Source organism: Paenibacillus farraposensis (genome assembly GCF_020736845.1).
Taxonomy (GTDB): Bacteria; Bacillota; Bacilli; order Paenibacillales; family Paenibacillaceae; genus Paenibacillus; species Paenibacillus farraposensis.
Genome location: NZ_JAFFQR010000112.1, coordinates 130,864 through 150,535 on the forward strand (window position 1 = coordinate 130,864; position 19,672 = coordinate 150,535).

At 46.5% G+C, this 19,672-nt stretch carries 18 protein-coding genes and 4 pseudogenes; 7 read left to right on the forward strand and 15 right to left on the reverse strand.

All coding sequences use genetic code 11. The features are described 5' to 3' along the window. The first annotated feature begins 112 nt into the window (after positions 1-112). Positions 113-1,396, forward strand: coding sequence for a nucleoside recognition domain-containing protein (locus JO375_RS19100; protein ID WP_229525955.1), 1,284 nt, complete (start codon positions 113-115; stop codon positions 1,394-1,396). Here the strand turns inward: JO375_RS19100 and coaD are convergent. From coaD to JO375_RS19130, 6 genes are all read right to left on the reverse strand, one after another. Further along, positions 1,359-1,880: a pantetheine-phosphate adenylyltransferase gene (coaD, locus tag JO375_RS19105; RefSeq protein WP_229525956.1), complete on the reverse strand. Its 522-nt coding sequence runs from the start codon at positions 1,878-1,880 to the stop codon at positions 1,359-1,361. The genes JO375_RS19100 and coaD overlap by 38 nt on opposite strands. Next, a complete protein-coding gene (gene rsmD / locus JO375_RS19110) occupies positions 1,873-2,514 on the reverse strand; it encodes a 16S rRNA (guanine(966)-N(2))-methyltransferase RsmD (protein WP_229525957.1) in 642 nt (213 codons plus the stop codon). Before rsmD ends, coaD begins: the two co-directional genes overlap by 8 nt. A gap of 46 nt (positions 2,515-2,560) precedes the next feature. Next, positions 2,561-2,779, reverse strand: a complete 219-nt coding sequence (locus tag JO375_RS19115; protein WP_229525958.1) for a hypothetical protein — start codon at positions 2,777-2,779, stop codon at positions 2,561-2,563. Positions 2,780-2,943: 164 nt separating this feature from the next. Further along, positions 2,944-4,062, reverse strand: coding sequence for an acyltransferase family protein (locus tag JO375_RS19120; RefSeq protein ID WP_229525959.1), 1,119 nt, complete (start codon positions 4,060-4,062; stop codon positions 2,944-2,946). Between the two features lie 183 nt (positions 4,063-4,245). Further along, positions 4,246-6,063: an APC family permease gene (locus JO375_RS19125; RefSeq protein WP_229525960.1), complete on the reverse strand. Its 1,818-nt coding sequence runs from the start codon at positions 6,061-6,063 to the stop codon at positions 4,246-4,248. 192 nt (positions 6,064-6,255) lie between these two features. Then, a complete protein-coding gene (locus JO375_RS19130) occupies positions 6,256-7,092 on the reverse strand; it encodes a helix-turn-helix domain-containing protein (RefSeq protein ID WP_229525961.1) in 837 nt (278 codons plus the stop codon). 137 nt (positions 7,093-7,229) lie between these two features. Here JO375_RS19130 and JO375_RS19135 point away from each other — a divergent pair, with 137 nt between their 5' ends. Beyond that, positions 7,230-9,257: a beta-galactosidase gene (locus tag JO375_RS19135; RefSeq protein ID WP_229525962.1), complete on the forward strand. Its 2,028-nt coding sequence runs from the start codon at positions 7,230-7,232 to the stop codon at positions 9,255-9,257. A 189-nt stretch (positions 9,258-9,446) separates the two neighbouring features. Continuing rightward, a complete protein-coding gene (locus JO375_RS19140; protein WP_229525963.1) occupies positions 9,447-10,061 on the forward strand; it encodes a BclA C-terminal domain-containing protein in 615 nt (204 codons plus the stop codon). Between the two features lie 130 nt (positions 10,062-10,191). Here the strand turns inward: JO375_RS19140 and JO375_RS25140 are convergent. Then, a pseudogene (locus JO375_RS25140) lies at positions 10,192-10,462 on the reverse strand (NAD(P)H-dependent oxidoreductase). A gap of 12 nt (positions 10,463-10,474) precedes the next feature. On the opposite strand from JO375_RS25140, the pseudogene JO375_RS24630 reads away from it, so the two are divergent. The 3 genes and pseudogenes from JO375_RS24630 to JO375_RS19155 form a co-directional block, all read left to right on the forward strand. Then, a pseudogene (locus JO375_RS24630) lies at positions 10,475-10,664 on the forward strand (NlpC/P60 family protein); the annotation flags it as partial. Between the two features lie 250 nt (positions 10,665-10,914). Beyond that, a complete protein-coding gene (locus JO375_RS19150; RefSeq protein ID WP_229525964.1) occupies positions 10,915-11,592 on the forward strand; it encodes a tetratricopeptide repeat protein in 678 nt (225 codons plus the stop codon). Positions 11,593-11,880: 288 nt separating this feature from the next. Next, positions 11,881-12,063 (forward strand): annotated as a pseudogene (locus JO375_RS19155) (hypothetical protein); the annotation flags it as partial. A gap of 553 nt (positions 12,064-12,616) precedes the next feature. Here JO375_RS19155 and JO375_RS19160 read toward each other — a convergent pair. From JO375_RS19160 to JO375_RS19195, 8 genes and pseudogenes are all read right to left on the reverse strand, one after another. Next, entirely contained in the window at positions 12,617-13,255 is a 639-nt protein-coding gene (locus JO375_RS19160; RefSeq protein WP_229525965.1) for a GDSL-type esterase/lipase family protein, read from the reverse strand. 68 nt (positions 13,256-13,323) lie between these two features. Continuing rightward, positions 13,324-13,746 (reverse strand): GNAT family N-acetyltransferase, encoded by a 423-nt coding sequence (locus tag JO375_RS19165; RefSeq protein ID WP_229525966.1) that lies wholly within the window; start codon positions 13,744-13,746, stop codon positions 13,324-13,326. 85 nt (positions 13,747-13,831) lie between these two features. Next, the gene (locus tag JO375_RS19170; protein ID WP_229525967.1) at positions 13,832-14,386 is read right to left on the reverse strand and encodes a nucleotidyltransferase family protein; all 555 of its coding nucleotides are present in this window, start codon (positions 14,384-14,386) and stop codon (positions 13,832-13,834) included. A 20-nt stretch (positions 14,387-14,406) separates the two neighbouring features. Beyond that, positions 14,407-15,126, reverse strand: a complete 720-nt coding sequence (locus JO375_RS19175) for an MFS transporter (protein ID WP_229525968.1) — start codon at positions 15,124-15,126, stop codon at positions 14,407-14,409. 160 nt (positions 15,127-15,286) lie between these two features. Next, positions 15,287-15,745: a MarR family winged helix-turn-helix transcriptional regulator gene (locus tag JO375_RS19180; protein WP_229525969.1), complete on the reverse strand. Its 459-nt coding sequence runs from the start codon at positions 15,743-15,745 to the stop codon at positions 15,287-15,289. A gap of 210 nt (positions 15,746-15,955) precedes the next feature. Then, positions 15,956-16,405 (reverse strand): VanZ family protein, encoded by a 450-nt coding sequence (locus tag JO375_RS19185; protein WP_322098758.1) that lies wholly within the window; start codon positions 16,403-16,405, stop codon positions 15,956-15,958. Continuing rightward, entirely contained in the window at positions 16,405-17,073 is a 669-nt protein-coding gene (gene rpiA, locus JO375_RS19190; protein ID WP_229525971.1) for a ribose-5-phosphate isomerase RpiA, read from the reverse strand. Before rpiA ends, JO375_RS19185 begins: the two co-directional genes overlap by 1 nt. Before the next feature lie 61 nt (positions 17,074-17,134). Continuing rightward, positions 17,135-17,275, reverse strand: a pseudogene (locus tag JO375_RS19195) (GNAT family N-acetyltransferase); the annotation flags it as partial. Positions 17,276-17,834: 559 nt separating this feature from the next. Here JO375_RS19195 and JO375_RS19200 point away from each other — a divergent pair. Continuing rightward, positions 17,835-19,604 (forward strand): methyl-accepting chemotaxis protein, encoded by a 1,770-nt coding sequence (locus JO375_RS19200; RefSeq protein ID WP_229525972.1) that lies wholly within the window; start codon positions 17,835-17,837, stop codon positions 19,602-19,604. The last annotated feature ends 68 nt before the right edge of the window (positions 19,605-19,672 follow it).

Sequence of the window (19,672 nt, forward strand, 5' to 3'; positions counted from 1 at the left end):
ACCCTGATTTTACTATTTTCCGCACATCAACTCTGCTTGCCTGTCTGTTCTCAAGCCTGTTGGAAAAGCATACATTGTTACGACAACGTATTGATAAGAGGTGAACCCTTTGATGCAAAAGGAAGCCCATACCACTCCCTATTGGACAACCCTGCTGCTTGGCCTTGGAGCCATCCTGCTCGTATTGGCTGTTGTCACCTCACCAGAAGAGGTGTTTCAAGCCTCTGTCCAAGGGCTTAAGCTATGGTGGACTATTATTTTCCCGGCTATGCTCCCTTTTTTAATGTTATCTGAAATGCTCGTCGCCTTTGGTCTCGTCCATGGGCTGGGTGTCCTGCTGGAGCCATTCATGCGCTACTGGTTCCGGCTGCCTGGACGAAGCGGCTGGGTGCTGGCTCTGGGCCTGACCGCCGGATTCCCGGCAGCTGCGGAGGCGGTTCGCCAATGGGCGCAGCGGGAGGACATGACCAGGCTTCAGCTTCGACGACTGACAGCCATCGCCCACTTCTGCAATCCAATCACCATCCTGCTCGTCATCGGAATAGGATTGCTGCACAATGCTGCGGCAGGCGGAATATTGCTTGCTGTTCACTGGATCTCCGGGCTGCTGGCAGGCTGGATCATTGCCAGACTGCCGGCAGCGTCAGAGGAACCGCAAAAACGGGAAACGCCGGCAGCCTTTCGGCGCACTTCTGTTTCCCGTACTTCCGCCACCCTGATTCAATCCCCATGGGATGCTACACGCTCTGCCAGAGAACGGGACGGCCGCAGTATCGGAAAACTGCTGGGCGAAACCGTGTCTCACGCTGTGCAGACGCTTATGGTAACAGGTGGCTTTATAATTTTCTTTTCCGTTCTGATTCGGCTAATATCCATTTATTCAGGCCAAGGAGCATATTCGTTTATATGGCCCGCCTGGATGGAAATCCATCTGGGCTCCTATGAAATCAGCCGTTTGCCGTACGATCTGCGCACACAAGTGGCGCTGATCAGCGCTGTGTTGGGCTGGGGCGGCTTATGCGGCTGGTTCCAAATTACCGCCGTCACCAGACCATCCGACAAAGGCATCACCTTCACCCTGGCGCGCGTGCTTCACGGGGTCATCGCCTTTGCGCTTACTTTGGCGGCGTGGACACCTCTTCATCGTATAGCCAGCAATACGATTCCGGCTTACATCAACGACAGTTCAGCTTCCTTTTTTGCAGAAAACGGATATGACTCAACCACACACTCTGTCATGACAGAAGGCACTACTCTTTTAACACAATTGGAGGGTGTGTCTATATATCCCTGGCAGCTGACCATCATGTCTGCCTCCCTGCTGGCTGCCATTGTGCTTGTACTGCTGGTTATTTCCTTTATGACTTCATGGTGGAGCCGCCGCGCTTCGCATTGACCTTGGAGCGCAGTGCGGCTTCGACCTCAGGGGCAACCAAATCTACGACCTCGCCCTCAAAATGGGCAATTTCCTTCACCATACTGGAGCTCAGGTATGAATAGACCGGATTGGTCATCATAAAGATCGTTTCCGCATCCGGGTTCAGCTTATGATTTGTAGAAGCCAATTGCAGTTCATATTCAAAATCTGTCACCGACCGTATCCCTCTAACAATGACCTGAGCTCCTTTTTGACGCACATAATTGGCTGTCAGATCGCGGAAGCTGTCGACCTCAATGTTGGGAATATCGCGGGTTACGGTTCGCAATAGCTCCATTCGCTCCTCAAGAGAGAACAGCGGATTTTTACTAATATTGTTAAGGACCGCGACAATCAGCAGATCAAATTGTTTGGCCGCTCTTTGAATAATATCCTGATGCCCCATCGTCACGGGATCAAAAGTCCCTGGATATACGGCAATACGTGGTTTAAGCTTAATCATGATGGTCCTCCCCGTCTGATTCGGTGATGCCGGATTCGATCATTCCGGCTTCTGTATACACTTCGGCGCCTGACAAAGCATCCGCAGTAAATTGATAGATGGATAACGCCGTTTCGCCATAGACTGTTTTTTTGACCTGCTCGAACGGCCCGAAGCTTTCCGGATAGGTATGGCCGGATTCATATTCCAGCACGATGACAGCACCTGAACGAAGCAAGTTCAATTCAGCCATACGGCTCATCAATTCATCTCCGTGTTTGAGACGATAGGGCGGGTCGAGAAAAACAGCATCAAAAAAAACGCCACGTTTGGCGAGCGCCTTGAGCGCTCTTCCGGCATCGTTGCGGAACACTTCAGCTTGTTCTGCCAAGCCGGTTTTTCGCAAATTTTCTTTAATGACATCAATGCTTTTCGATTCCATATCAATAAAAACAGCCTTGTCCATCCCCCGGCTAAGCGCCTCTATGCCCAGGCCACCGCTGCCAGCGAACAGATCAAGTGCGACTCCCCCATCAAAATAAGGACCTATCATGCTAAATAGCGCTTCCTTGACCTTATCCGTAGTCGGCCGCGTCCCTGTGCCGGGAACTGCCTTTAACGGCCTTCCTTTGGCACTACCCGATACCACTCTCACGCTGAAACTCACCTATTTTCTATATGTGTTCATAACCATATAAAGATTATGTCGTTATCGTACCACAAGCACCGCCGTTTGAAAAACGTAGGATAGGGCAGGTATAAAAAACCGTTACCTGGGCATCATTAGGATATCGGCATTCAACCAATGTCGTAGACAACCGCGGAGAAGACTTACGTTTCCCCATAAGCTCTTCGTCCGGTTTCTCCTCTCCCATTCGGGCGCTTCTCTCATGGAGCGCCTGATTTTTTTTGGACATCATTTTTTAGACATAAAAAAGAAGCTGCCAGGCAGCAGCTTTATGTATTATTTTTTTCTATTTTAGAGTGATACTCATTTAAGCAGTTCCTCAGGGGGATCACCCTGATAAAGAATGTAAAAGCCACAGAGGTCACCAGCTTATCCGATGCAGTCTCAAGTTATGGCTTAAGCCATACTTTCCTTGACGGAATCTCCCTGAGGACGCACAGGCTTCATACGGGAAACAAGTTTTTTCCCCAAAAGGATACCAGGCTGCTCAATCCACAAGTAGGTAAGCCAGGATAGCCCAGCCGTTAATAGCAGCGTCATCATGAACATCATGATGAGGTTGACGATTGGGGCAAAGGGGAAATTCATTTGAGTGATCAGACCAAGAACCAGCATATGCGTCAAATACATGCTGTAGCTGAGACGGCCGATCCATGACCATACCCGATTAAGCATCCATCCCGGCTGCCAGTAATACAAAGCATACGCTCCCAGCAGCAGCCCTCCCCCTATGAGGTAATCCGTCATACCTCCCCAAAGCGCAAATAGTACTGAAACAAGCAGTACTCCTCCACTGATCCGATCTATACTTTTCCAATGCTGCTCGTTCCTCCAGAGAAAAAACAATATTATACCGAGCGCAAAAACAGGCAATTGATTCGGGAACCATAAATAAAGATAATGCCCCCACAAGAAATGATCGCTAATCCATGAATATGTAGCAAACCCTTTGTTCAGCGCAAAGCTCAGCACAACTATAATCAAAACAAACCAGGCAGCATGCCGAACCGATCGAATCAGCTTACATAATACAGGAACCAACAGATAAAACATGCACTCCACAGCTATGGACCACTCCACACCGATAATACTGTTCATCCAGTACGGGTTGAGACCATTCAAAAACAGAATATGAGCTGCGATATTAGCAATCGTGACTGTATCCTGATCCCCCAACCAAAATCGGGGTCCTGTCCCGTTTACCATTAAATAAATCCCGAGCATAATGTAATACAAAGGAGCAATCCGAAAAAAACGGCGCAGCAGATAAGCCGAAGTTGTTTCTCTCCTGTCCTGCGAACGCCTGCTCAGAGACAGAAACAGCGTAAAAGCGCTGGCCAGATAAAATAAAGCAACTCCTTTAGCCCCCATATTTAAGCCCTTTTGTATCCATCCGCTTATTCCGTCCACGTGCTGGCTGACATGCACAAGCAAAACCCCGATAATGGCCAGTGCCCTTAGCGTATCAACAAATTGCAGCTTTTCATGTTCCATTTCCCCCAAAGCTTTGGGCATTGTATCCCTCCATAATTATTCTTTTCGATACATTTTGTATCTATAATACACAAAACGTATCATTAAAGTAAATATATCCGTATATAAAAAAACATCCTTCAGCCGCATGACATACGGCCAAAAGATGTTCATTTTGTTAAGCTATATCGGATGTAATGGAGCGTAGACCAATGACAGCCCACTTTATTTGTTTAAATGAAATGGAACCGTCGTGACGATAATGTCTTTGTAATTGATCAGATAAGCTCTCATCAGCAGACTGGTCTGGTTATGCAAAATATTTTCCCACCAGTGCTTGGTAATGAATTGCGGAATGAGGACGGTAATGTGATCCTCGTCTGCTTTTTTCCATTCCACCGTGTCGATAAACTTGCGAAGCGGATTAATGATGCTGCGGTAACGGGATTTGAGCACCACCAGACGTATACCTACATCCCACTCTTCCCATTTCTGCTCCATTTTGCGAATCGCTTCATCATCCATTCCAACATATACAGCAACGACATTATCTGATAACGTTTTGGCATAACTGATGGTGTTCATGACGACCCGTGTAATGCCTGCCACCGGGATAATAATCGTATTGCCTTTGATCATCGGCTTATCCTTGGTAATGTCAATACGCAGTTGTTCAGCCGTATTTTTATAATGCCTACTGATCTTCATGAAGAAATACATCACTACAGGCAAGAAGATGAATATGAACCACACCTGGCTAAACTTGGTAAAAATAAAGATAAGCGTAATCGACAGCGTGGTCAGCATCCCGATTGTGTTAATGACAAGTTTGACAACCCAGCCAGACGGTTTGAGCCGAATCCAGCGAATCATCATCCCAAGCTGTGAGAGCGTAAACGGGATAAATACCCCTACAGCATAGAGCGGAATCAGATTTTGTGTTTTCCCGCCAAATATAATGACCAGCAAGGCAGAGAAGATACTTAAAAACAGAATACCGTTGGAATATCCAAGTCGATCTCCGCGAACCATGAACATATGCGGCATGTATTTGTCCTTAGCCAGCATAAAAGCAAGTAATGGAAAGGCTGAATAGGCTGTATTCGCCGCCAAAAACAAGATGAGTGCCGTCACTCCCTGAATAATGTAATAGATTATTCCACGTCCGAAGGTGGCATTCGCAATTTGCGAGACGACCGTTTCATTCGGATTCGGACGAATGCCGTACCAATAAGCCAGCAAACTGATTCCGATAAACATACACCCGAGAATCAAGCCCATCATCATCAATGTGGTTGCCGCATTTTTGGCAGCAGGCTGGCGAAAATTCGGAATGGCATTCGAGACCGCTTCTACCCCGGTTAGCGCTGAACAACCCGAACTGAATGCCTTCAGCAAAAGGAACAGGCTGACGTTGGACACCGTAGCTCCAAATTGGGGGGCTGCAGCATGGGCCCCCCCTGTAATGTAATGAATAACACCGCTAATAATCAGAACAAAAATGGCAACAACAAATAAATAAATCGGTAAAGCCAGCACCGAGGCAGATTCCGTCACCCCGCGCAGGTTCATAATGGTCAAGAAGATAATCATGATCAGTGCAATTGAGATTCGATGATCGTGCAACGATGGGAACGCCGATGTAATGGCATCTGTACCCGCAGACGAGCTGACCGCAACGGTCAGAATGTAGTCGACCAACAGCGAGCCGCCTGCAATCAAACTCGGGGCTCTGCCCAAATTATCCTGAGCGACGATATAGGCGCCACCACCACCTGGATAGGAAAAAATAGTCTGGCGGTAAGACAGGATCAGAATAACCAGCAATCCCAATACCGCGATGGATATAGGTATGGAATACCATAAGGCAGCAAATCCCGCTGTGATCAAAACGAGCAAAATCTGCTCGGTCCCGTAAGCTACAGAGGACAATGCATCTGATGACAAAATAGCTAACGCCTTGAGCTTGTTTAGCTTCTCCTCTTCAAGAGCCGTCGACTTTCGCGGGCGGCCGATCAGTATTCTTTTGACTTTACTTAGCATTTCGTTTACTCCTTCTTAGATGGGGGTTTTGCACAAGAACTTTGGATCGCATGTTTATTATGTCACCTGCACATCAGATTAATGAAACAAATGAACTATTATTTTATACTCCCTCATCCTAAAAAAAACAATAAGGAATGTACCCTAAAGTGAGCATTCCCAAGTAAGAAAGAGCTTTTCAATAAAATACCCTTATGTATACAGTATTTTGAACTTTTCCGGGGTAATTCCTTCAGAACGGCGAAAAGTTGCCACAAAATGACTGGCATCCCGGAAGCCAACCCGTTCCGAAACTTCCTTGACCGTTAAATTAGGGTACTCTGTCATCATTTCCTTTGCCTTGCGGAGCCGAATCACAATCAGGTAAGCATAAGAGGTCACACCAAACGCCTGCTTGAACAGTGTATTTAAATGGCGAGCACTTACATTCATCATGACCGCCATATCTCCAAGCCCTATATCCGGACTGGCGTAATTTTGCTCCATAAACGCCAGAACAGGTGCCAAGCGCTCCACATTATGCGAAAGGGAAGGCATCGAGCTATATTGTCCATGTTTGCGCAATAGCGTCAAAAAGCGGTACAGATTGGCTGAAGCATCCAAGCCGGATAAATCCCGTTCACTAACGATGGAATGCAGCATATGCTCCCCAAAGGTGTGCAGCTCGCTATCCCGGTCCCAATGATACCCGCGCGTATGCTTCAATCCGAGAGCGGTCAATGCTCCAGCGGCGATGGGTCCGTCAAATGTGATGTATAACGTGCGCCATACTCTTGTCGCCCGTCTGTACATATGGGATTCGCCCGGCAGCAGCAGAACCCCGGACTGCTCGCCCAGAAGGAATGTTCCCTCTTTAAATGTAAATATTCCTTCACCGGACACCGTCTGAATCCAGTGAAAGCAGGGATATCCTTTCGGGCGGGACACATCCTCCTGCCTGCTGTTAAGTCCGATGCTTTCAATAAAAAGGGGTAAAGAATGCTCACGCGTAGTCAGGAAAAATCGCCAATGATGGGGAGTCAAAATCATAAAAAAACCTCCGGTGCATGCGTGTATGTACTTCCTCTATAGTTCCATATTGTTATATCCAAATTCATTTTATTATATATAAAAGAAGCTCTCTGTATTATAAGATAGGATTATTCTTATATATAGAGGTGATTCGCATGATAAGCGACAAACTTCCTAAAGTATTTTATGGTGGAGATTACAATCCCGAACAATGGGACAAGGCCACACATCAGGAGGATTTACGGATGTTCAGGCTGGCAGGGATTGATATCGCCACAATCAACGTATTTTCATGGGCCAAAATTCAGCCGGACGAAATCACATATCATTTTGAATGGCTGGATGAACTGATTAACAGCCTTTATGAAAACGGTATCTTCGTTTGCCTTGCTACCAGCACTGCGGCCCATCCCGCCTGGATGGCTAAGCGTTATCCGGACATTCTTCGGGTCGATGCAGACGGACGCAAGCGGAAATTCGGCGGGCGCCACAATTCCTGCCCGAACAGCCCCACCTATCGCAAATATGCCGAGCATATAGCTGACCGGCTGGCGGAACGATACAAGGATCATCCGGCGGTTCTCGTATGGCACGTGTCCAATGAATATGGCGGAGATTGCTATTGCGACAACTGCGCCTCCGCATTCCGGGTGTGGCTCAAGCAAAAATACGGTACGCTGGATGAACTAAACCGGGTGTGGAATACCTCCTTCTGGGGACACACCTTCTATGACTGGGATGAAATTGTGCCTCCAAACAATCTGAGCGAGCATTGGGGCGAAAATCACTCCACTTTTCAGGGGATATCCCTCGATTATGCGCGTTTCAATTCAGACGGTATGCTCGATTGCTATTTGCTGGAATATAACGCAATCAAAAAGCACATCCCCCATGCTGTGGTAACGACCAATCTGATGGGCTTTTTCAAGCAGCTGGACTACTTCAAATGGGCCAGGCACATGGATATTGTGTCTTGGGACAGCTATCCGCAGACCCATACTCCTGTAAGCTACACCGCAATGGCACACGATTTAATGCGCGGTCTAAAGGATGGGCAGCCCTTCATGCTGATGGAGCAAACACCGAGCCAGCAAAACTGGCAGGCGTATAATTCACTCAAACGGCCTGGCATCATGCGGTTATGGAGCTACCAAGCCGTAGCGCATGGCGCGGACACAGTCATGTTCTTCCAGCTTCGCCGCTCGATTGGTGCTTGTGAGAAATTTCACGGGGCCGTGATTGAGCATGTCGGACACGAAAACACCCGTGTATTTCGCGAGGTGGCACAGCTTGGCAAAGAGCTTGGCGCATTAGGCGACAGATTCCTTGACACAACCGTCGATGCCAAAGTAGCCATTTTATTTGATTGGGATAATTGGTGGGCACTGGAAAAATCAAGCGGCCCGTCTGTTGCATTGAATTATGTCGATCAGGTGCATAAGTATTATGCTACCCTTTTTCGGCGTAATGTACAGGTAGATCTGGTTTCCACAGCAACGAATTTCCAGAAATATGATCTCATTATCGCGCCTGTACTCTACATGGTCAAGCCGGGTGTTGCAAAAAAGCTGGAACAATTCACAGAGCGAGGCGGCACCTTTGTTACCACCTTTTTCAGCGGCATCGTCAATGAAAACGATCTGGTCACAACTGGAGGATATCCAGGTCATTTGCGTAATCTGCTCGGCATTTGGGTAGAAGAAATTGACGCACTTCTGCCAGAATCACATAATCGTATTATGATGAAAGAAAAAGTAGGCGCATTGGATGGGCAATATAAATGCGGCATGCTCTGCGATCTGCTGCACAGCGAAGATGCAGAGGTGCTGGCTGAATACGGGGATGATTTCTACCAGGGTATGCCTGTGCTGACGCGCAATCGTTGGGGTCAAGGTGAGGCGTGGTATGTCGCCTCAGACCCTGAGGAAGCCTTCATTGACGGCCTGCTCGGCTACATTTGTGAGGAAAAAGGGATTTCGTCTCTACTGCACGCTCCTGCGGGGGTGGAAGCAACTGTCCGGTCCAAAGACGGAAGATCGTATCTATTCATCCTGAATCATAACGCCCAGACACAGCCTATTCATCTGAATCACCATAAAGGAAATGAGCTGCTCAGCGGCCAATTCCTGGAGGGAGATATCTCCATCGAAGGCTACGGCATTCTTGTGCTGGAGCTATCATAGCAGCACATTACTGACTTATACAGTTCGACTGACTGTATGAGCGCAATCAAGTCGCTAGACAAATGTAATTTGTACAACAGCCTATTTTTACACAAAGATAGACTGCTGCCCAGGAATTGCAGGACAAATATCCATGCCTCCCCTAGATGAATGGAGTAGTATACAATAAACCATATGGAGGTGTTTGTATTGGGTCGTCCTCAACTGAAACAAAAAAAAGGCCGTAAAAAAAATGTTTTCATCCGTGCTGTGTTCGAGGATCATTTTCCGAAAAAAAAGGGCCGTCCGAAACGAAAATCCCTTAGGAAGGACATTATCGTCAAAAAGCAGCTGGTCCGTGTAAATATTACTCCTGACACATTGGAAAGGGCAGAGGACACGGTCAAACCTGGCTTCATACAACAATTCGGTTATATTTACAGCCTGAGACCTCAAACCGTTCCGATTGAAGCGGATGTCATGTTGGATACGAACGGTATACTTACGTCTGGAATTACTCATGTCCCCGGGACTGCACAGATTACTGTCGCCGACGCAGGGATCTATGAAGTTCACTTTTCTGTGTCAGGTATAGAACCTAACCAATTCGCCATCTACATTAATGGCGCTCTGGCAGAAGGAACTATATACGGCTCAGGAGCTGACACGCAGCAGAATACAGGGCAAGCCATCGTTTCTCTGGCCTGCGGTGATATGCTTACCCTGCGAAATCATAGTTCATCCACTATGGTTATCTTGCAAACATCAGCCGGAGGGGTTCAGGTCAACGTAAACGCTTCTGTCCTCATTAGAAAATTGATATAGTCTGGGGCCTTTGAAAGCCATAGCCTACAAATAAAATGGGTTTATCCCACTCCCGTTTGAGCAGGATAAACCCTGGATTGCGTAGACCGCCATCATCATGGCAATGAATGATTGTATATCGTCTTACGTTTTATAGCACTGATTTTACAGTGTCTTCAACTTGTTTCGGCATCCCTTTATAGGCACTTTCGTCAAGATGTCCGATACCTCCCAAGAGTAAATGACCAACGGATTCAATTCCAACAAAATCAAAAATTCCCGTATCGGAAGTGATTTTCAGCGTACAGATCGCGTACAACGACTTCATCGCCTTTTTCCTTCAAAACATTTACAACTGTTTTCAGTATGGGATGATTAAAGCTTTCAGCATTAGAGTGAGCGTAGACGATAAGGTGTTTCATTTCTTCCCTCCAAAGCTGCGCAAAGGCGACCTGCTGTTCTTCAGCGCACGCGGACTGGAGATCGGCCATGTCTATCTATGCAGGGAACAATAAATTGCTGCATACATTTCCCAAAGAACGCGGCGTTCATTTTGACACGTTTGACGATAAATGGCAGAAACGTTTCGTAACCGCGCAGGCTGTTTTAGGACGAACCGGATAGCCAATAACAGCAGGCTATTCCATGGCCCGTAATAGTCAGGCAGATCCCCCCATGGTGTTCCTTATCGTGCTACCCCGCCCCCCCTTACTGGCTGTCCAATCTCATTCATGGTACAAGAAAAGCCAAACGACACAGGAGATTGGTATCCCATTCCCTTCAAATATCATCATGCTAATGACCCTTGAATTGACCCTATGCTATAATGTGGAAAGTATGGAATGGTTACATGTACAGGAGGATTGGGAGCAGTATGATTGGGAAATTTTTGATTTTCTCTTTATTGTGGAGCTTGCTCGGCAACCCGTTACTGGCGCTGATCGTGCTGCTGATTGTGATCTATATATTGGATCACAGCTTTGTGGGTGTACTGCCCAGCGTTAGCAAGCCATGGAAAAGACGACGCAGCGCCGCACGACTGAGACAGCAAATTGCGCTAAATACCAATGATGTGACGGCCAAGTTTGATTTGGCTCGTATTTGGATCGAAGGCAAGAAATATCATCAGGCGCTGGAGGTTTTATTGGAAATTCAATCCCGTTATGAAGATTCCGCCGATTATTGGAATGCACGGGGAACGGCTGAAGTACACACAGGCCATCTGGAGGACGGAGAGCAGCATTTGCTGAAAGCACTGGACATTAACCCGCGGGTGCAATATGGCGAACCCTATTTGCATTTAGCCGCAGCCTTCAAGGAACGCGACGCAAACAAGGCACTGCACTATCTGCAGCAGTTTCAGGACATTCAGTCTTCTTCCAGTGAAGGCTATTATCTCGCAGGCTTGATGTACCGGACGCTGGGGCGCAAGGATGAGGCCATGGCAGCCTTTAACCAGTCGATTGCCGTCTATCGTTCGCTGCCCAAATACCGCAAACGAAGTGAGCGCAAGTGGGCTGTGCGCAGCTTTTTCCGTAAACGAATCAGCTAACCGGCTTATATTGAAATACGAATTACCGATTTTTTTACGACCTTTCTCTTCTTTTGAGAAAGGTCGTTTTTACGTTTGTTCATTATACACCTTCATAGGTCTGAATCAGTTCCTTTCCATAACTGAATTTGGGTATTTTCGGATAAAAAGCTGTTGACATGCTAAATCGGGTCATACCAATTCCCTCCGGGCTACACTTGGGAAATCGGCGGAGAGCTTTTCAGAACAATATGACATCTTGGCAGAATTGGGATCACTATATGTTGCCGTCATATTTTTAATCTTTATCTGAGAGAGGCTGTAATTGCGGCAACCAAAGCGCGTTTTCGTCCTATATTGCTTACATCGGTAACGGCCATCTTCAGCCTGCTTCCGATCACGATCCTGACCATGTTTGTTGTACCATCCTTGTATATGGTTATCGCACGCTGGAAATTAAAAGGGAAAAGTAGGAAATCGGGGGTACAATGAAAAAAATAACGAGTTAGGATATCATTTATGCTGCCCTTTCCCTATTTTCGGAAAAGGGATACGATGCCACCTCGCCATCGATCGTCTTGAACATCATCTTTCTAACCTGATCGTTGAATTCTTAATTGAGGCTTATGGGCCATCTATACGCGGCTATGCGTACGATATCGTTTTTGTCGTTAAAAGTATCATTATTAATGCCTTCCGAATGAGCAACTCAGAGCTGTCCCAAACGGAGCACCAAGCACTGGCTGAATTTATCGTCAGTATCGAGGATCATTAAATGAAGCTACCCGGCATGAATATGTGCAAATCCTAAGCAGACTACAGGGGGAGTTATCGGAACAAAACGTGGGCATAGCCCACGTGAAAGCCCTGCTTCTATTTTTGGAGCAGATACCCGAGCTACAGAAAGACTGCACCAAGCTGAAGGCTATTTTGGAAGTTTAGCATGCCGAAATGTATGAAAAAGGTTCATGATGGTCAGTTCTTCTACTGCCCTCATGAACTTTTTTCATAGATCAGCCTATAGCCAATCAAAAAACGCTCACGCTCATCGTAATGGCGCATACCCAAGCTGATTCAATTCTTCTGCAATCACGCGATAGCCATGACTGTTGGGATGCACCCGATCCAGCGAAAGCAGAGCCCGTTCATTCCCCTCAAAAGCGGGATAAATATTCGCTACCCGGTAATTCGGTCCGCCTAACGAATCAAGAAACGAGTTATACTGGCGCACATATAGCCCCCCTTCCCTGACTCCTGGAAAAGGATTATATAAGCCCACCATTCGTATGATAAATGGCTCACGCTGACCATGCTTTATCCGATACAGGGCATGTACAATTTGCCGCACATGCTCTTTGGTATGCTTCAGCGCTTGTGAAACGGAAGAGCCTGACGACCCGGAGCCTCTAGCAAGAGCGCTGACATATGGCCGCAGATCATTCCCGCCGATCGTTACTGTTATGAGTTCAGCTCGGCCAATTGCCGACCGAAAAAGCGAGTTGCTGTGAATCAACGACAGCAGCTCCTGCGATGTCAATCCGTTGATCCCCAAATTCTCGTAACTGACTGGCTTACGAAGATATCTTTCCGCCATCCGCCGATAAATGGGGGCGAAACCGTCGCCGAGCAGCGCCCCTGCGCCTGTCGTTAAAGAATCCCCGATCGCTGTGTAGTGGTATGCCAATGAAACCCACCTCCCTCCGACATAATATATCTTATGTGGAAAAAGAGAGACAGGACCCGGAGATTCGCTTATTCTTCATCTATTTCATATATACAATGAAATTGCCCGTCACCTGGCAAATCCTCCGATCCGTACACGGCGAATCCCACGTTGCGAAAGAAATCCGCTCCTTCTGCATCTGTTGCGGTCGTAAGCCGTTTCGGGTTGCGCTCCTTAATAAGCGTAAGCAGCATGCCTCTGCCGTACCCGCGATGGCGATTTTCGGGCAGCACGGCCAAGTGGTGCAGCACAATCGTTCCATCCTCCTGCTCCTCAAATCCGACAATGCCGACGATAAGTCCTTCATCCTCCACACCGAACAGCTTCCAATCATCCGAGGTTTGATAGATTCGCAATGCTTCCTCTCCCCGTTCAGGACGATCCAGCATGGCGTAGGTCAGCAGTTCCAGTACCTCTTCCCGCTCCAGACTTGTTTTTACATTTTTAAACATTGTATGTTGCCTCCTTATATCCTGAAATCCTCGCCGCATTTGGGCTAATCCTTGTATCAGGCAGCGATCCTGCCGGTATTAGTCATTAATTCTCCACTATGAGCAACGGCCAGTTATCCAGCCACTGCTTCTCAAATATACGATGGCGAAAAGCCGTCGTGTGACGAAACAACGGGCTTTGCCGTACCCGCATATCCAGCAGGTCATTCAATCCATGCGGACAAATGACCTCCATTTGATCCTCATCATTCAATCTAATAGCTACTGCTGTAGCTGTCTCTGGCCAGCGGCTCATGGCATCCTCTATGGAGGAGTACGGTGCTTCCCCGTTGCGGATATGCATCCGCGCCTGGTTTTTGACCGACCAGTTGCGCCCGGCCTGCTTACGGTTCAAGAATAGCTCCAGATGCTCATCCCGTTCCTCCAGCGTATTTTTGGGATCGAAATAGATGACATCTATATCATTGAGAGGGGTAGCGATGGTATAGCCGTGCAGCTTATCCCACACCCGATTTCGTACATAGCCTGCGGCAATGCAGCTTTGAGGCAGCCCCAAGGCCCGTACGATGCGCAAGTCTTCAAATACCTGTGGATCATTCATCATTTGAATAACCCGCAGCTTATCTTCTTCCGGCTTCATCCTGCATTCAGCTCCTTATTTTATGATGACAATGGCTGTACAGGCTCTTGCGCCTGAGCTGCAAAGCTGCCTGTACGCTGCGCAAGACGGCGGCGGGCTATCAGCAGGAACGGCAACCCAATCACGACCGACAGCGCAACCGGAACAAACACAGCAAGCGGTGCTGTCTGGCCATAAGTATCCAGCAGCCAGCCACCAAACAAAGGAGCCAATACACTTCCCAAATTATTAAAGCCAATCGTACCGAAGTAGGTTCCTTTATATTGAGCATCTGCAATCTGATCTATTAGCACGTCCAGCATCGTGAACAATAACACTTCACCTATCGTAAACAGCACCATATCCAGTATAAATAACCAGCCCGAGTCTAGCACACTGCACAGCGGCAGGCTGACTGCAATACACAGATTTCCTGCGATCAAGGAATTCAACGGCGAAAAACGGCTCGCCAGCCGTACCAGCGGATACTGAAAAGCCAATACGCTAATCGCGTTGACTGTTAGCAAATATGTAAACCACCGGGTTCCTTCCTTAAAGGACAACGCTAAAAATTGAGGCATGGTCGAATCGAAATGAGCGTAACCCATCACGCAAAATACCGTTCCCAGCAGAATTGGCATAAATACAGGATCACGGCTGGCCGTGCGAAATGCATCTCCCATCCGTAGCGGAGCTTCTCCCACCGCTGTACCTGTGTGCAAATCCGATGCATACCGGGCAAATTGAATCAACAGCAACACCCTTCAATTGTTCCTCCTCGGGGCAATGTGACGATTAGACAATTATACCTGATTTGCGTATCTGTATTAACCCTGCTCCCCTAAAATACGACCCTAAAAAAATAAAATACCGGAAATCCGGTATTTTATCCAAAAGCATATTGCAGTTGAACCTTGCAGCTTATTTGTCGTTACTCTTTCCTTCAGCCGTTAACCCAAGCTTTTTTAGCAAATGAATGGCCTGCTGCTTCTCTTCCGAAGATAAACCACTCACCGTCTCCATAATAACCCGATGATGCTGCGGAAATATTTGTTCAAAGAAATAACGCCCTTCGTCGGTCAATTCTGCATAAATCACGCGCCGGTCATCTTGGGATGCACGTCGGGTAAGCAAGTTTTTTTTCTGAAGCTTGTCTACGACATACGTTATATTTCCACTGGAGATAAGCACCTTTTCTCCAATTTTTTGCAAAGGCTGCGGTCCTCGATAATACAACAGATCAAGTACACCAAATTCTGTTGTATTCAACCCATGACTATGTATATCACGATTCGTGCGGGACGTGACCGAATTGTAAGCACGAGCAAGCACGACGAACAAATTAAGCGCCAATTCTTGATCATCTGATTTTACCAACATATTAACAGCCTCCGTTAGTCATATCTTCATTCAAAGATATCTTAATTGCATGCTTCTGTCAAGTTTACGTATTTTTCCACCCTATTCTTTTGAGATCTATTAATGAAGAAATTACAAGTTAAGATGTAATCGTCATCATTTATTATGTAAAAAAGCCCGCTCTACACCAGACACCAGTTTACGTGGCACCAGGATGAAGAGCAGGACTTGTTATGATTCAATCCCTAACCTTTTTCGTAAACATATATAGCTAGCTCGGCCACATAATACGCCTGCGATATTCAGTATGATATCATCCACATCCATCGTACCTGCGCCGAGCAGCATTTGGGATACTTCCAGAATAACCAGCGCGGCTGCCACCGTTAACAGCAGTTTCCCCAACCTGCGCATGGACACCCAAATGATCGGCAAAAGAAGGCCAAAAGGAATAAATATGCCAATATTCCCGAGCAAATTAACCCCCCATACCCGGAAAGGGGACGATTGCATTGCCCGCCAATATTGCCTGATTGTATCCAGCGGAACGATATTATACGAATACGGAGGCCCCGGTCTTAAGGTTCGCCCAAACCCGAGAAACATCCAGTATAGTAGTAGCGCTGTATATAAAATCAATAACACAAATGCCACTTGACGAAGCAGTCGGGTATCCCGCATTACTTGTTGCGGATATCGATCTGTCCATTGGCTCGTGCGATTATGACTTGATCCGCCATATTAATGAACAATCCGTTATCGACCACCCCCGGAATTTGATTCAACCGAATTTCCAGCTCTTGCGGGTGTTCAATCGTTCCATAGCGGCAATCGGCAATATAATTACCGTTGTCTGTCAGGAAACGCTCGCCGTCTTTTATGCGCCATTCCGCCTCGCAGCCTGTCTTCCGCAATGCTTCCAGCGTCCATTCACTGGCAAAAGGTACGACTTCGACAGGTAGAGGAAATGCGCCCAGTTTTTTTACATCCTTGGACTCATCCACAATAATGATTAATCGGTCGCTGTTGCTCTCCACAATTTTCTCTCTTAGCAGAGCTCCGCCCCCGCCCTTCACCAGAACCAGTTCCTCATTTACCTCATCGGCCCCGTCGATGGTAATGTCAAGCCTTCCAATCTGATCGAACGGAATGATAGGAATGCCCAGCTCTCTGGCCAGATCCTCCGAGGCTTGGGATGTAGCTACAGCCTGTATATATAAACCTTGCGCTACACGCTCACCGATTTTTTGAATAGCCCAATACGCTGTCGAGCCTGTGCCAAGTCCTACTTTCATGCCATCCTGAATAGCCTCCACTGCTTTTTCGGCCGCTTTTTGCTTCAAATTCATTATCATCTCTCCCGCTATATAAGCTAGTATTGACTCATCATTCATTTTATATGAAAACGTTTTATAATGACAGATGCAGCTTTTTGCCATAACAAAGGCTGTTCTCATCGTGTTCATATTCGCCAAATCGTTCAATTGGCTCATAACCCTGCTTGGTATAGAGAGCAATGGCTTCCGGCTGAGCCGCACCAGTCTCCAGCTTCTTATGATTCCGCGTTTTCGCGCTGCATCCACATACACAACAGCAAAAATCATTTTTTTCACTTTCAACCTTTACAATCGTAAACCCGGGCATCCTCCCATTCCTCTTCTTGGCATATGGATATATTGACTCATTTCGCAAATAATTCACCTAAACCGCGACAAACAAAGCATTTGCAGTTCCAAATATGAAAAATGTCCCAAATTGAGTAGTGCAATTGACTCTATTATAAAGTATGATGATTACTGTTGAAAGCCGCTTATGCACTAAAATCACTTGAATTTCAAATCAAATCATAAATTGGAATATATTGAAATACACACAGCGTTTACCTATTAAAATTAATTTTTTATGGTCTAAAGTATTCATTTCAAGCGCTTTTTGTACGAAATATATATAGGGATATATTCCTTGACCCTTAAAGGACCAAATATCTAATGCATAAAATTCAAGGGTCTATATCTCTATTTTGTTTGTAAGGGGGACTTGATTTATCTCATGTGATAAGAAGTTCAACACCATATACAAAATATAATAATACAACTAGGGAGTGGAACATTTGAAAAAGTGGAGTGGCTTATCATTCTTCACCAAGAACCTATTATTATCCTTTTTCAACATCGTATTAATCGGGCTAGTCCTCATTGTGTCCAGCTATCTAATCCAACGTACGATTTTGATCGACCAATTACACGGGCAAGTCGAGAAAATCACATTGAAGTGGGCTCAAGGCATTAACGCAAATGACGTATCCCAAGCAGTTCAGGAAAAAAATTATGATGGTCCCGTTCAAACCAAATTGCGTGCCTACTTAGATAATATTACCGCAACAAATCCGAACATTCCTCATGCCTATATTTTCGGTACAGAGCTTGAAGGCGGTGATCAGACATCCATCATTGCGATGCCAACCGATCTAAGAGAATCGTTTGAGAAAGAAAAAAAGGGTGTTGGCGCGATGTACCAGCAGCCCAATGTCGTGGCAGTAGGTCTGGCAGATATGCTGGACAGCGGCAAACCAACATTCACCAGCTTCTATGATGACTCTTTTGGTACATGGACCACTTTGATGTCACCCATTAAAGATTCAAGTGGCAAAATCTTTGCATATTTTGCTGTCGATGCAGATGCAAGAGCCGTACCTTCCGGATTGACCAAGCTGATCATTAGCGGCGCTACGATTCTGTTCATTTTCCTGTTAATCTGTCTGGGGCTTCAATATTGGGTAGTAAGACGCACGCTGACGCCTATTAAGCAACTGATGTACGGTATCAGTGAAGTAAGCAGAGGAAACCTGGATGTACAAATTCATGCAGGCCAGGATGATTTGGGACTGGTGAATCAAAACTTCAATGACATGGTAAGCCATATTAACAGCATCATGACCAAAGTGAAGCAAACAACAGATGAAGTGAATGAATCAGCGAAGGAACTGCTCGCAATCTGCGAACAAAACGGAGTTAATTCCAACATCATTAATCAGAATATCAGCGAAATCACGGATAACATCCGCGCGCAAGAAAAGGCAACGGGAGATAGCGCAAGATCCATGTCGGAAATGGCTTCAGTCATCCAAAATATCGCAGCCAGCTCTGCAACTGTTGCCGAAGAAGCAAATTCGGTAAAAAAGCGTTCTTACGAAGGTAATGAGATTGTAGGCAAGGTTTCTGCACAGATGCATTTAATTACAGAGTCTGTCGCGAATACATCCCGTATCATCAAGCTGCTGGATAGCCGTTCGCAAGAAATTGGCAACATTATCAATACGATTTCAGGCATTTCCAGCCAGACGAACCTGCTGGCCTTGAATGCTTCAATAGAAGCAGCGCGTGTCGGTGAGGAAGGCAAAGGCTTTGCCGTCGTTGCCAGTGAAGTTCGCAAGCTGGCCGAGCAATCAGCGGAATCAACCAAACAAATCACATCCCTGATTGAAGAAATCCAAAACGAGATTGGTCAAGCCGTGACTTCCATGGACAAAGGTACTGTTGAAGTCGAGAATGGGATCGCCGTGGCTGGACAAGCTGGTGAGCTGTTCAACGATATTTTGCAGGCAACAAAAAATGTTGCACTGAAAATTCAGGAAGTATCCAGTGCTACAGAGGAGATTTCCGCAGGGACACAAGAGATGACCGCAACCGCAGACGACCTCTCCTCCACCGTGAGCAAAACAGCTAACAACAGCATTCATATTGCGCAAACGGTTAACGAACAAAAGGTTTCTCTGGAATCCATCATTGATTCGTCCCATAAATTGACATCCATGTCTGAAGAGCTTCAGGAAATTACTTCTTTCTTCAAAATTAAGAACGCCAACCGAACTAGATTATAACAACCATTATCGGCGCCAAAGGCTATTTTTAGTAATTCGTCAGTATGCCTCCCTCCTGTTCATGCATT

What these genes read in the sequence shown, in the direction of transcription:
- JO375_RS19100 (WP_229525955.1), top strand. Translation starts at nt 113, where the DNA reads ATGCAAAAGGAAGCCCATACCACTCCCTATTGGACAACCCTGCTGCTT.
- coaD (WP_229525956.1), bottom strand. Translation starts at nt 1,880, where the DNA reads ATGATTAAGCTTAAACCACGTATTGCCGTATATCCAGGGACTTTTGAT.
- JO375_RS19115 (WP_229525958.1), bottom strand. Translation starts at nt 2,779, where the DNA reads ATGATGTCCAAAAAAAATCAGGCGCTCCATGAGAGAAGCGCCCGAATG.
- JO375_RS19120 (WP_229525959.1), bottom strand. Translation starts at nt 4,062, where the DNA reads ATGCCCAAAGCTTTGGGGGAAATGGAACATGAAAAGCTGCAATTTGTT.
- JO375_RS19125 (WP_229525960.1), bottom strand. Translation starts at nt 6,063, where the DNA reads ATGCTAAGTAAAGTCAAAAGAATACTGATCGGCCGCCCGCGAAAGTCG.
- JO375_RS19130 (WP_229525961.1), bottom strand. Translation starts at nt 7,092, where the DNA reads ATGATTTTGACTCCCCATCATTGGCGATTTTTCCTGACTACGCGTGAG.
- JO375_RS19135 (WP_229525962.1), top strand. Translation starts at nt 7,230, where the DNA reads ATGATAAGCGACAAACTTCCTAAAGTATTTTATGGTGGAGATTACAAT.
- JO375_RS19150 (WP_229525964.1), top strand. Translation starts at nt 10,915, where the DNA reads ATGATTGGGAAATTTTTGATTTTCTCTTTATTGTGGAGCTTGCTCGGC.
- JO375_RS19165 (WP_229525966.1), bottom strand. Translation starts at nt 13,746, where the DNA reads ATGTTTAAAAATGTAAAAACAAGTCTGGAGCGGGAAGAGGTACTGGAA.
- JO375_RS19170 (WP_229525967.1), bottom strand. Translation starts at nt 14,386, where the DNA reads ATGAAGCCGGAAGAAGATAAGCTGCGGGTTATTCAAATGATGAATGAT.
- JO375_RS19180 (WP_229525969.1), bottom strand. Translation starts at nt 15,745, where the DNA reads ATGTTGGTAAAATCAGATGATCAAGAATTGGCGCTTAATTTGTTCGTC.
- JO375_RS19185 (WP_322098758.1), bottom strand. Translation starts at nt 16,405, where the DNA reads ATGCGGGATACCCGACTGCTTCGTCAAGTGGCATTTGTGTTATTGATT.
- rpiA (WP_229525971.1), bottom strand. Translation starts at nt 17,073, where the DNA reads ATGAATTTGAAGCAAAAAGCGGCCGAAAAAGCAGTGGAGGCTATTCAG.